Genomic DNA, 12,508 nt, shown 5'->3' on the forward strand with positions numbered 1-12,508 from the left:
CGGGCAGGCGCGGAAAGGCTCGGAGCTCAACAAAAGCCTCCCGCTTCCCCGGCCGCAGCCCACACTTCTGTGAAACGGCGAAGCCGCGTTTCCCGCCCATGAAGGACGCGCATGCCCCCAGACGCTGCGGCGCATCCTTTCCCGCCCGTGGCATCCGGGCACAGGCCGCGCCTTTCCGCGCGTTTCTCCCCTTTCCCACCCGCCCGTTTTCCCCGAAACAAACGCTTGCCTTGCGGGGAAAAATGGGGTAGAAACTCCCGGTTACACACAATGCACACATCGGCAGCGGCCAGGGTTCCCGCGAGGCGAAGGCGCCCCCGGGTGAAGGGCCAGGGTCGATGTGGAAGACAAACCCTTTTTTTTCCAAGGAGAATTACCATGGCTTACGTCAGCATGAAACAGATGCTGGAAACCGGCGTGCATTTCGGCCATCAGACCCGCCGCTGGAACCCCAAGATGCGCCCCTTCATCTTCGGCGCCCGCAACGGCATCCATATCATCGACCTGCAGCAGACCGTGAAGCTGTTCCGCACCGCCCATGACAAGATCGTGGAAACCGTGGCGGGCGGCGGCAAGGTGCTCTTCATCGGCACCAAGCGCCAGGCCCAGGAAGCCGTGGCCGCCGAAGCGGCCCGCGCCGGCCAGCCTTCCGTGACCAACCGCTGGATGGGCGGCACCCTCACCAACTTCGTGACTATCCAGAAGAGCATCGAACGCCTGAAGAAGCTCGAAGCCATGTTCGCCGACGGTTCCATCAACCGCTATCAGAAGAAGGAAATCCTCAGCTTCCAGCGCGAGCTCGACAAGCTGAACCTCACTCTCGGCGGCATCAAGGACATGGACAGCCTTCCCCAGCTCGTGTTCATCATCGACCCGCACCGTGAAGAAATCGCGGTGAAGGAATGCCGCAAGCTCGGCATCCCGATTGTGGCCGTGACCGACACCAACTGCGACCCCGACGTCATCGACTACATCATCCCCGGCAACGACGACGCCATACGCGCCATCAAGCTGTTCGTGAACGCCATGGCCGAAGCCTGCATCGAAGGCGCCGCCCAGAGCAAGGAAGTGGCCGACCCCGAAGTCGCCATGCAGCAGGCCGCCGAAACGGCCGAAGTTGCGGAATAACCCTTTTCTCTCAAGGAGCAATGACAATGGCTATTACCGCCGCCATGGTGAAGGAGCTGCGCGACAAGACGGGCGCGGGCATGATGGACTGCAAGAAGGCCCTCACGGAATGTGAGGCCGACGTGGAAAAGGCTCTCGACTGGCTGCGCCAGAAGGGCCTTTCCAAGGCCGCCAAGCGTGCCGACCGCGCCACTTCCGAAGGCGTGATCGCCTGCGCCGCCGCAGAAAACGGCAAAGTGGCTGCAATCGTGGAAGTGATGACGGAAACCGACTTCGTGGCCCGCGGCGAAAAGTTCCAGGAATTCGCCAAGTCCGTAGCCGAAGAAGTGGCTGCGAACGCCCCTGAGAACCTCGACGCCTTCCAGGACCGCGTGAACGACCTTGCCGCTTCCACCGGTGAAAAGACCGTGCTCGGCCGCTTCACCCGCATGAGCATCGAAGGCGAAGGCCTCGTGGGCGCCTATGTGCACTCCAACGGCAAGCTCGCCGTGCTCGTGGAAATCCTCACCGACAAGGCCGCCGATGAAAACGTGGCCGACTTCGCCAAGAACGTGGCCATGCAGATCGCCGCTTCCAACCCCCTGGCCCTCGACGCCGCAAGCCTCGACCCCGCGCTTCTTGAACGCGAACGCGAAGTGTACCGCCAGAAGGCCCTTGCCGAAGGCAAGCCCGAGAAGATCATCGACAAGATCGCCGAAGGCGCCGTGAAGAAGTACTGCAAGGAAGTATGCCTGCTCGACCAGGCCTACATCCGCGACGACAAGATGAGCGTGCAGGACCTTCTGAAGGCCACCGCCAAGGCTGCGGGCTGCTCCGTCTCCGTGGGCAAGTTCGTGCGCATCCAGCTCGGCGCGTAGTTCGCCCATGAGGGCGGCTTTTCAAGAAAAGTCGCCCCGGCGAGCTTGAATCCGCCGTAAGTTCAGGATACAAGGGGAGAGAAGATTTCTCTCCCCTTTTTCATGCCCTTTTCACGGATAGCCCATGGAACAACGCGTACGCCTCACCGCCCTCATCATTACCCTGAATGGGGAGCGTCTCCTCGGCAAGTGTCTTGAATCTCTTTCTTTTTGTGACAGAATCCTTATCGTCGACTCCTTCAGCTCCGACAAGACGGAAGAGATAGCGAAGGAGCACGGGGCCATATTCATCCAGAACAAGTGGCCCGGCAACGCAAAGCAGATCCGCTACGGCATCGACTGGCTCGCGGCCAACGCGCCCACCGACTGGGTGCTCATGCTCGACTGCGACGAAATCATTTCCCCCGAGCTCAAAGCGGACATACTCTCCGCCCTGGCCTCCCCCGGGGACAAGACGGCCTTTTCCATGCCCCGCCGCACCTGGTATTTCGACAGGTTTTTGAAGCACGGCGGCTCCTACCCCGACAGGCTGTTCCGCCTCTTCCTGCCCGAAGCCATACGCATCGACAACAACGGCGCGCATCAGAAGTTCGTGCCCTCCGGGCCCTACGGGGAGCTTTCGGGCGACATGCTGCACTACACCTACTCCAGCTTCCAGAACCAGCTCGAAAAGCTCAACGACTACGCGGAGCGCGGGGCGCGCGACCTGGAAGCCAAAGGAAAAAAGGGCGGCGTGCTCACGGGCCTTCTCCACGGCGCCTGGCGCTTTCTCGACATGTATGTAAGAAAGCTCGGCCTTCTGGACGGCAGGGCGGGCTTTCTCATGGCGGCGCATACCTCGTTCTACACGTTTCTCAAATATGTCCGCATCCGCGAAGGCGGCTGGGGCGCTCCCTACGATCACGGCCTCGGCGGGGCGGACACCTCCACACACCCTGATTCCCGGAGAGTATGACGATGAGCGAACTCAAATACCGGCGCGTGCTGCTCAAACTGAGCGGCGAAGCCCTCGCCGGTGAAAAAGGCAGTGGCATAGACCCCGATACCGTGCAGCTCATCTGCAAGGAAATCGCCGACGTGGCGAGCCTCGGCGTGCAGCTTGCGCTGGTGATCGGCGGCGGCAACATCTTCCGCGGCCTTTCCTCCTCGGCCAAGGGCATGGACCGCTCCAACGCCGACTACATCGGCATGCTCGCCACGGTGATGAACGCCGTGGCCGTACAGGATGCGCTGGAAAAGATGGGCTGCCCCACAAGAGTGCTTTCCGCCATAGACATACGGGAGCTGTGCGAGCCCTACATTCACCGCCGGGCCATACGCCACATGGAAAAGGGGCGCATCATCATCTGCGCGGCGGGCACGGGCAACCCCTATTTCACCACCGACACGGCGGCGGCCCTGCGCGGCACGGAACTCAAGTGCGACGCCATCATCAAGGCCACCAAAGTGGACGGCGTGTACGACAAGGATCCCATGAAGCACAGCGACGCGGTGCGTTTCGAGGAGCTCTCCTACGACGAGACGCTGCGCCGCCACCTCAAAGTCATGGACGCCACGGCCATTACCCTGGCCCAGGAAAACAGCGTGCCCGTCATCGTGTGCAGCATGTTCGGCGGGCACATCAAACGCGTTGTCTGCGGCGAAGCGGCAGGCACCATTGTAAAGGGAGAATGACATGGATATCGAGACCCTGCAGCTCGACGCCGAAGAACGTATGGAAAAAGCCCTGGTCGCCCTCGACCGCGACTTCGGCAAGCTCCGCACCGGCCGCGCCACCACGAGCCTTGTGGACAACATCAAGGTGGACTATTACGGTACCCCCACGCCCATTCAGCAGCTCGCCTCCGTGGCCGTTCCCGACAGCCGCACCGTCACCATCCAGCCCTGGGACCGCAACGCCTTCTCCCCTGTGGAAAAGGCTATCCTGAAGTCCGACCTCGGCCTTACGCCCATGAACGACGGCCGCCTCATCCGCATCACGGTGCCGCCGCTCACGGAAGAACGCCGCCGCGACCTCACCAAGGTGAGCAAGAAGTATACGGAAGACGCCAAGGTGGCCCTGCGCAACATCCGCCGTGACGTGAACGACGCGCTCAAGAAGCTGGAAAAGGACAAGGAAATTTCCGCCGACGAGCTGAAGAAGGCCATGGACGACGTGCAGAAGCTCACCGACGCCTTTGTGAAGAAAGCGGACGCCAAGGCCCAGGCCAAGGAAAAGGAAATCATGGAAATCTAGCCCGCCGGGGCGTGCGGCGGCATCTTCCGCCGCGCCCGGGGCGCGCCGCATGCGCGCAGGGCGGCCCGTCCGGCGAAGAGGCCCGGGGGCGCCCTTGCCCGTGCGAAAAAGCGGCGCGGCCTGCCCTGCGGAAGGCCGCATGAGCGGCAGGAACAAGGCATGGAAGAAAAGCTTCCCGAGCACATCGCCGTCATCATGGACGGCAACGGCCGCTGGGCCAGGGAACGGGGCCTGCCCCGCTCCAGGGGGCACCTTGCGGGGGTGGACGCCGTGCGCACGCTGGTGCGCGAATGTCGCCGCCTCGGCATAGGCCATGTGACGGTATACGCCTTTTCCCGGGAGAACTGGCAGCGGCCCGAAACCGAGGTCAGTTTTCTTTTCGACCTGTTCCTCAAATTCCTGCGGCAGGAACTGCCGGAGCTCATGAAGGAAGACATACGCCTTTCCTTCATCGGCGAGCGGGCAGACCTGCCCTTTGCCGTGCGCCGCGCCATGGATTACGCCGTGAAGAAAACGGCCGCCAACCGCTCCATGGTGTTCACGCTGGCCATAAGCTATGCAGGGCGGGAAGAAATACTGCGCGCCGCGCGCCTTGCGCTGGAAAAGGGGCTGAAGCCGGAAGAGCTCACGGAAGAGGCCTTCCGCTCCCTGCTCTACGACCCGGCCCTGCCCGACCCCGACCTTGTCATACGCACAAGCGGGGAGGAGCGGCTCAGCAATTTCCTGCTTTTCCAGAGCGCCTACGCGGAACTCTACTTCAGCCCCGTGCTCTGGCCGGATTTCGGGCCGGAAGAGCTGGCGAAAGCCCTCCGAAGCTATGCCGGGCGGGTGCGCCGCTTCGGCCGGACGGATGAGCAGCTGGGCTGAAGCTGCACAGCGCGGGGCCTGAACCGCCCGCACAGGCCGCGGGCAATCCCTGCGCGGGATGAGGGCCGCAGCCCCCGCAGGGAAGCAGGCGCCGTGCTTGAAGAGATTCAAGGATAAGATACGCGCAGCCCCCGCAGGGAAGCAGGGGCGGAAAGGCCGCTTCATCCTCCGAAGAGGGGGAGCCGCCCAGGCCACGGGGCCGCCCCGCCGGGTAACGGCCCCAACACCTATAAGGATGCAAGATGAACGAAAAATTTCGCGCCGCATCGTTGAGCCTCAGGCTCGTCACGGCCGTGGTGCTCGCAGCGGTGCTCATTGCCGCGTGGAGCATGGGCGGCCGGTACGTCGTCGGCCTGGTGGCCGTGCTCGCCGTGGCGGGCATGGGGGAATTCCTCTTCCTGTTCCAGAAGGAAGGCGGCTGGGGCATGAAAATACTCGGCCTTCTGCTCGGCGCGGGCTATACGGGAGCCTGCGCCCTTGCGCCCGTGTACGCCCCCGCCCTTGCGCCGCACCTTGTTCTGGCCTTCTGCGCCATGGCCGCGGCCCTCTACGCCCTTATCTCATGGAGCCGTGAAAAAAGCCCGGAACCCCTGCGCCGCGCCGCCGTCATTCTCTGCGGCATACTCTACATTCCCGTGCTGCTTTCCCCGGCCATGCAGTTTTCCCGCTGGGAACAGCTTTTCGTGGTGCTTCTGCCCGCCGCCTCGGACATGGCGGCCTATTTTGCGGGCGTAAGCTTCGGCAAACATCCCGTCTGGCCGGGCGTGAGCCCGAAAAAGAGCGTGGAAGGGGCCGTGGCCGGCCTTCTTGCGGCCGTGACCGTCGCCTGCGCCATGGGCTGTTTCCTCGGCAAGGCGGACATGCTCTCCTTCGCCCTGCTCGGAGCCGTCATGGGCGTCATGGCGCAGCTCGGCGACTTTTTTGAATCCGCGCTGAAGCGCGCCGTGAACGTGAAGGATTCCAGCCATCTTCTGCCCGGGCACGGAGGCGTGCTCGACAGGCTGGACAGCATTTCCTTCTGTGTGGGAACCTACGCCCTGGCCTCGGCCCTGCACCCCTTCTTCTAGTCCCCCGCCCCGCGCCCCGCGCGGGGCTTTCGCATCGGCCTTCGGCCCTTCCCCGAAACAGGGCAGGGGTCGGGAAAAACTCCCGGCCTGACGCGGCAAAAAAGCCGCTCCGGCCGCAGCGCGGCCCCTTCTGCACAGGCCCGCCGGAAAGACGCGGCCTTCCGCACGGGGCGGCGCAGACGGGATATTCCCCCCGGAGCGCATGGCGGAAAGCCCCTCGCTCCGGGCGGCCGGAATCTTTGCCCGGACGCCGCCTTTCCCCGCAGGCAGGCGCTTCGGGCGGAAAAAGGCCACAGCCCTCTCCGGTCTTCCCCGGGGGCTTCAAACCGTAAAGGAATGTCCATGAAATATATCAGCGCAATTCCCTGCGAAGCGGACGCCCTGCCCTTTCCCCGCCGCCTCGCGCTCATGGGCTGTACAGGCTCCATAGGCGCCAGCACCCTGCGCGTGCTCGATGCGTGGAAAAGTTCCGGCAAGTTCACGGTGCAGGCCCTGGCTGCGGGGCGCAACATCGAGCTTCTGGCAAGGCAGGCCGACTTCTGGCGGCCGCCGTATCTCGCCGTGCTGGAAAAGGACGGGCCCCACGGCGTCAAGGCCCTGCGCGCCCTTCTGCCTGCGGGTTACGCGCCGGAAATACTCTCAGGCAAGGAAGGCTACGCACTCCTTTCCTCCCTCCCCGAAGTGGACATGGTACTTTCCGCCCAGGTGGGCGCGGCAGGACTCCGGGCCACGGTGGCCGCCGCCCTTGCGGGAAAGACCGTCTGCCTCGCCAACAAAGAATCCCTGGTGCTCGCCGGGAAGCTCATCCGCCAATTATGCGCGCGCACGGGCGCGGTGATCCTGCCCGTGGATTCGGAGCATTGCGCCCTTTTCGAGAGCATGGCGGGCCGCAGGGAAAGCGATATCGCGCGGCTCATCCTCACGGCCTCGGGCGGCCCCTTCCGGGGAAAAAGCCGGGAATTTCTCCAGACCGTGCGCCCGCAGGACGCTCTCCGGCACCCGAGCTGGAGCATGGGCGCGAAAATCACCATCGACTCGGCCACGCTCATGAACAAGGGCCTGGAAGTCATTGAAGCCTTCCACCTCTATCAGGTTCCGGTGAAGGATATCGAGGTGGTGGTACACCCGCAGTCCGTGATCCATTCGCTGGTGGAGCTCTCCGACGGCTCGCTCATCGGCCAGCTCGCCGTGCCGGACATGCGCGTGCCCATTGCGGCCTGCCTTGCCTGGCCCCACCTTCTGGAAGGGACGCGCACGGGCATACGGCCCCTGCGCCTCGCCGAGGTGGGGAGCCTTACCTTTGAAGAGCCGGACCGTGCCCTTTTCCCCTGCCTCGACCTTGCCTGCCGAGCTCTGGAAGAGGGCCTCACCGTGGAGCTCAGCGCGGCCAACGAAGTAGCCGTGGCGCGCTTCCTCGGGGGGGAGATAGGCTTCCCCCACATAGCGGCCCTGGTGGAAGACGTGCTCGGAGCCACCCCGGCAAGGCCGGACTTTTCCCTGCACGACGGCCCCCTCGAAACGCAGGTGAAGGCCGGGCTGGAAGCAATCGAAGCCTGCGATGCGGCCGCGCGCGAAAAGGCGTATCTCTGGCGCGCCCCTTGCTGAGCGGCCGGAAGGCGCTTTGTGCGGCAAAGCCCGCCCCGCCGGAGAGAGGCCCCGGGCCGCATGGGCAAACGCCCTTTTCCGGCAGTATCGCCGCCCCTTTCCCGGGATCGACGCGCCTTTTTCGCGCGCTTTTTTCCGGGGGCGCTTTGCGCATTGTGCTTTCAGGAAAAATCTCCTATTAATCCGCTTGGGAGACGCCTGAGCTTTTCCGCGCGAAGGTTCTCCGGATATAAGGCGGCCTTCCTCCGGGCAGGAGTGCAGGGCGTGCCCTTTCAGGCCGCGCTGCTTCCCTGCGCCGCCTTGCGACATTCAACCTCAGCGGGGCGTCGCCACGCACCCTTCAGGATACCATGCAGTCATTACTCCACTATCTTTCCTACTGGGATTCCGCGCTGGCCGTGGTGCTGGTGTTCGGCGGGCTCATCTTCTTCCATGAGCTCGGGCATTTTCTGGCCTTCCGGGCCTTCAAGGTGGGAGTCATCACCTTTTCCATAGGCATGGGGCCGAAAATGTGCTCCTTCCGGCGCGGCAAGACGGAATACCGCCTTTCCTGGCTGCCCTTCGGCGGCTACGTTTCGGGCGTGGGCGAATACAGCGACGAGGTGGAAAGCCTCGGCTTCACGCAGGAAGAGGCCGTGACCAGCAAGCCCGCGTGGCAGAGGCTCATCATCGCCTTTGCCGGGCCGTTCATGAACCTTATCATCGCCTGGCTCATCTACTGGGGCCTCACCATGAGCATGGGCCTTGCCGTCACCCTGCCGCAGGTGGGGGGCATAGTGCAGGGCAGCGCGGCCATGGAGGCGGGCATACTGCCCGGAGACATGATTACGGCCATTGACGACGCTCCCGTGGACCGCTGGGAACAGGTGCCCGATACGGTGGGCGAATCCGGCGGCCGCACTCTGGAAGTGGAAGTCGAGCGCGAGGGAAAAACCCTGCATTTTTCCCTGATGCCCACGCGCAGCGAGCGCACCAATATCTTCGGGGAAACGGAAACGGCCTGGCTCATCGGCGTGCAGGCCTCCGGCGCGGTGCGCTATGAGGAAAAGGGCTTCCTGGAATCCGCCGTTCTCGGGCTCAGGCAGACCTGGGGCATGATCGACCTCACCCTGACCAGCGTGAAAAAACTCGTCACGGGTTCCGTGGCCGCCGATGCCGTGGGCGGGCCCATACTCATCGCCCAGATGCTGGGCAGACAGGCCGAAGCCGGCCTTGCGCCGCTTCTCATGCTCACGGCCCTCATCAGCGTAAACCTCGGCCTGCTCAACCTCTTCCCCATCCCGGTGCTGGACGGCGGCTCCATCCTGTTCTGCATCGTGGAAATCATCGTCCGCCGCCCCGTACCGGAAAAGGTACAGGACTGGTCCATGCGCGTGGGCGCAAGCCTTCTCATCGCGCTCATGGTCTTTGCCACCTTCAACGACGTCATGCGCTGGTTCAGGTAACGCCATGCAGGATATCACCCTTGTGCTGAATACCGCGGAAAAGCGCGTGCAGTTCGCCCTTTTCCGCGCAGGCTCCATGCTCTGCGCCGAAGACTGGCTCGCCCAGCGCGGCGGCACCGAACTGCTCGCCCCGGCCCTTGCCGAAGCCTGTTCACGCCTCGGCTTCCCCCCTTCCGCCATAGGCCGCATCGCCTGCGCGGCCGGGCCGGGCAACTTCACGGGCCTGCGCATAGGCCTGACCACAGCCTCGGCCCTGGCCCGCGCTGCGGGAGCGAAACAGGCGGGACTGAACTACCTTCAGTGCCTCGCCGCCAACGCCCCGGCCCGCGAAGGGGAAGAGGTGCTCGTGCTCACCAACGCCCGCCGGGGCCTGGCCTACGGCGCGCGTTTCCGCGCCGATGAAAAGGGCTTCCCCGTGCCCATGGGCCGCACCTTCCTTCTGCCCGTGCCGCCCCTGCCCGAAGGCTTTACCATGGGAAGCCCGGCCTTTGTGCTCGGCAGCGCCGTGAACAGCAACCTCGCCTGCATCAAAGAGGCCCTGCCCCCCTCCGCCCGTATCCTTGAAGGCGACCACCCCACCCCGGCTTCCCTTGCCGCCATGGTGCGCGCCGTAGACTGGGAAAAGGAAGACGGCTCCGATATCCCTCCCCTCTACATGCGCGACTGCGACGCCGTGGAAAACCTCGACGCCATAGCCCGCGCCCAGGGCCGCACGCCGGAAATCGCCCAGCAGGAACTGGAACGCCTCACCCACGCTCCCCTTACCCTGGTAGAGGAATAAGGCCGGAAAAGGCCCTTCCTCCCCTGCCCCGGACACAGGCGGGGCCGGGCGGATGCCTCTCCCGCCGACGGCGCAAACACGCCGCACGGCGCGCATCCATAACGGAAAAGGCACCGCGCCCGGGAAAACCTTTTCCCGAAAGTGCCCCTCCTGCCGGGAGCGCCTTCCTAAAAAACGCTTCTCACGGCTGCCGCAACACCGGGGCTTAGCGGCGTTTCCCCGCGCGGAAAAACTACCGGCAGAGAACGGCGGCCTCTCCCCGTGCGGAAAAGCCGGCTGCCCCTTCCGGACGCGCCTCCTCCCGGGGGTCCGGTGAATCGCCAGGGCGCGGGGCGCGCTCCACAGCGCGAAGGCGGAGCCATGCACCCCCATCCCGGAAAGGGAGGTTGCCCCGGGAAGCCCTGCTTTCGCGTGCGGGACCTCACCGGGGCGTCGTTCCCTGTTTATGGTACGGAGGGGCCTCACCATGCGCCGAGGTGTATTTTCTCCCGGATATCCACGCTTTTCTGCCGGGGCAGAGAAGCGTTTTTTGCCGGGTAGCCCAAGGCAAGATAACAAGGCATAACATAGTTGTCCGGGTGGCCCAGCACCGTTTTGATATGTTCGGACTCCTCCTTCATGGGGATGCGCGTCACCCCGAAGATGCCTTCGGAAGCCGCGGCCAGAAGAATATTCTCGATGCAGCACCATATCGAGGCAAAATCATTGAGGGAACTCAGCGAGGTGGGGCGAAGCAGCGGCTCCCTCACCCGGAAAAAGGGCAGGATGAGACAGCCTGCATGATAGAGCATGGAAAACTGCCGGGGCATGGCCTCGTGGAACATGGCGCGCTGCGCAACGTCCGTGAGTCCGAAGCCGTCGAGCATGGCGTCACATTCCTCGCGGCTTTCCATGTCCTTCACCCGCAGAAGCCTCCGCCTTTCGCTTTTCTCGTTGACGACGACGAATTCCCACTGTCGCAAATGCGTGTTGCTCGGCGCTTTCAAGCCCGCTTCCAGCAGGCGCTCCACCGTCTCCCTGTCCACCGTCCTGTCTTCAAAATCCCGAACCGTCCTGCGCCGCGCTATCGCTTCATATACATCCATACCGTGCTCCTTTGTTTTTCCCGCAAGGGACAGGACGAACATAGCGCGGGGAACCGGACATCTAGCTGTCATATTTCTCCTGCATGAGGCGGATTTTTTCCCTCAGAATTTCACGCAGGGAAAGGGGCTCGAAAACTTCCAGCCCATCGGCAAAGGAAAGGAGGTAGCCCGTGAGCCATGCGTTGACGGGCATGGGCTCGTCGATGAGGAAGGAGCCGTCCGGCTGCCGGGAAACGGCCTGTGCGGGAAATTCGTCGAACACGCGGAAGGCGTATTCGGCCTTCACCCTGAGCACGACGCGCTCCATGGCGTAGCTTGCGGCATAGTCCGGGGCGGCCATGGGATCGCTCTGCATGACGCGCTCGAACCTCTCTTCGGTCACGCGCAGGTCGCGTATGCGCGAAGCCCGAAGCACAGTTTCGCGGCCGTGCCTGCGGTCGAAAAGGCAGACATACCAGGCGCGTTCCCGGAAAAGCAGGCACAAAGGCTCCGCGCATTTTTCCGAAATACGGTTCTCCGAGCTGAAGTAGGTGAAAGTAATGACTTTTTTCCCGAGGATCGCCTCTTTCAGCCGGTCGAACTTCTCCTTGTCGAAGCCGGAACCGCACCAGGAGGAAAAATCCACGCGCAGCCAGCGTTCTTCGGAGTCCTTGCGGAACAGCGCCGCAAGCTTGCGGAGCGCTTCGTCCGCCCCGGTATAGCCCGTGCCTTGAAGAGCCTGAAGGCCGTGCAGGATATCTTCCTGCTCCTGCGGGGTCATAAAGGTTCTGTCGAGGGTGAATTCCCGGAGCATGCCCACGCCCCCGCCGTAGCCCCGGCGGGAAGTGAGAGGAATACCCGCGAGGCTCAGGGCGTCCAGATCCCTCCTTATGGTACGCACGGATACGGAACAATGCTCCGCCAGTTCCCCGGTCGTGAGGCCGGAGCCCTTCATCAATAAAAACATGATCTTGAAAAGACGCTCCACCTGCATAATACGCTCCCTCCATGATGCGCGCCCCGCACCCCTTTGTGATACCCTTTCCCGCAGACGGCGCAAGGGCCGCCCTTTCCCGCGCCTGAGCGGCCGGGGATTCCTTCGCAAACAAAGGCCGAAGGATGCGTTGCGCAAGGGGCCTGACCTTTCCCACGCCGGAGGGACACAGAGGCCCGCCCTTGCCGCGTCCGCCCTGCCGCGCAGGTTCGTATGCCCCGGACACACTGTACGGGCGCGGGGCTTGTACGCTGCGGCGGCGCGCAACGGCGGGAGTGAATCCCGCCTGCGCTTGCCTTGCGGCCCGGCCGCCTGAAGGCTGGCCGGGGGCCCCAGAGCGTTGAGAAGGGGCAAGCCTTCGCAAACAAAGGCCGAAGGATGCGGGGAAAAGGGGCAAGCCCCGGCAACGCTCCCTTATCTTTAAATCCCTTCCTTTGACACGACGGAGGGACGCGCAGGCCCGT

The 12,508-nt window shown here is 63.8% G+C and carries 12 protein-coding genes; 10 read left to right on the forward strand and 2 right to left on the reverse strand.

The annotated features are described in order from the left end of the window. Positions 1-378 precede the first annotated feature (378 nt). The 10 genes from rpsB (at position 379) to tsaB (ending at position 9,986) form a co-directional block, all read left to right on the forward strand. Positions 379-1,128: a 30S ribosomal protein S2 gene (gene rpsB / locus K8W16_RS11090; protein ID WP_304123722.1), complete on the forward strand. Its 750-nt coding sequence runs from the start codon at positions 379-381 to the stop codon at positions 1,126-1,128. Positions 1,129-1,154: 26 nt separating this feature from the next. Beyond that, positions 1,155-1,985: a translation elongation factor Ts gene (gene tsf / locus K8W16_RS11095; protein ID WP_304123724.1), complete on the forward strand. Its 831-nt coding sequence runs from the start codon at positions 1,155-1,157 to the stop codon at positions 1,983-1,985. 124 nt (positions 1,986-2,109) lie between these two features. Next, entirely contained in the window at positions 2,110-2,940 is an 831-nt protein-coding gene (locus tag K8W16_RS11100; protein ID WP_304123725.1) for a glycosyltransferase family 2 protein, read from the forward strand. Between the two features lie 2 nt (positions 2,941-2,942). Continuing rightward, positions 2,943-3,659, forward strand: coding sequence for a UMP kinase (gene pyrH / locus K8W16_RS11105; RefSeq protein WP_304123727.1), 717 nt, complete (start codon positions 2,943-2,945; stop codon positions 3,657-3,659). A gap of 1 nt (position 3,660) precedes the next feature. Continuing rightward, a complete protein-coding gene (gene frr, locus K8W16_RS11110; protein WP_304123729.1) occupies positions 3,661-4,221 on the forward strand; it encodes a ribosome recycling factor in 561 nt (186 codons plus the stop codon). Between the two features lie 159 nt (positions 4,222-4,380). Beyond that, the gene (uppS, locus tag K8W16_RS11115; RefSeq protein ID WP_304123730.1) at positions 4,381-5,088 is read left to right on the forward strand and encodes a polyprenyl diphosphate synthase; all 708 of its coding nucleotides are present in this window, start codon (positions 4,381-4,383) and stop codon (positions 5,086-5,088) included. Between the two features lie 242 nt (positions 5,089-5,330). Continuing rightward, on the forward strand, positions 5,331-6,155 hold the full coding sequence (locus K8W16_RS11120; protein WP_304123732.1) for a phosphatidate cytidylyltransferase: 825 nt from the start codon (positions 5,331-5,333) through the stop codon (positions 6,153-6,155). A gap of 342 nt (positions 6,156-6,497) precedes the next feature. Further along, positions 6,498-7,760: a 1-deoxy-D-xylulose-5-phosphate reductoisomerase gene (gene dxr / locus K8W16_RS11125; RefSeq protein ID WP_369694474.1), complete on the forward strand. Its 1,263-nt coding sequence runs from the start codon at positions 6,498-6,500 to the stop codon at positions 7,758-7,760. Between the two features lie 350 nt (positions 7,761-8,110). Beyond that, positions 8,111-9,205 carry an RIP metalloprotease RseP gene (gene rseP, locus K8W16_RS11130; protein WP_304123735.1) on the forward strand — a complete coding sequence of 365 codons (1,095 nt, stop codon included), beginning with the start codon at positions 8,111-8,113 and terminating at the stop codon, positions 9,203-9,205. Between the two features lie 4 nt (positions 9,206-9,209). Continuing rightward, complete coding sequence (gene tsaB, locus K8W16_RS11135; RefSeq protein ID WP_304123738.1) at positions 9,210-9,986, forward strand: tRNA (adenosine(37)-N6)-threonylcarbamoyltransferase complex dimerization subunit type 1 TsaB; 777 nt, start codon at positions 9,210-9,212, stop codon at positions 9,984-9,986. Between the two features lie 461 nt (positions 9,987-10,447). On the opposite strand, the gene K8W16_RS11140 is transcribed toward tsaB, so the two are convergent. Beyond that, positions 10,448-11,071 (reverse strand): nitroreductase family protein, encoded by a 624-nt coding sequence (locus K8W16_RS11140; protein WP_304123740.1) that lies wholly within the window; start codon positions 11,069-11,071, stop codon positions 10,448-10,450. Positions 11,072-11,132: 61 nt separating this feature from the next. After that, positions 11,133-12,044 (reverse strand): YafY family protein, encoded by a 912-nt coding sequence (locus tag K8W16_RS11145; RefSeq protein ID WP_304123742.1) that lies wholly within the window; start codon positions 12,042-12,044, stop codon positions 11,133-11,135. Between the last annotated feature and the right edge of the window lie 464 nt (positions 12,045-12,508).

The sequence above is a fragment of the Mailhella massiliensis genome (assembly GCF_020741395.1).
GTDB lineage: Bacteria > Desulfobacterota > Desulfovibrionia > Desulfovibrionales > Desulfovibrionaceae > Mailhella > Mailhella massiliensis_A.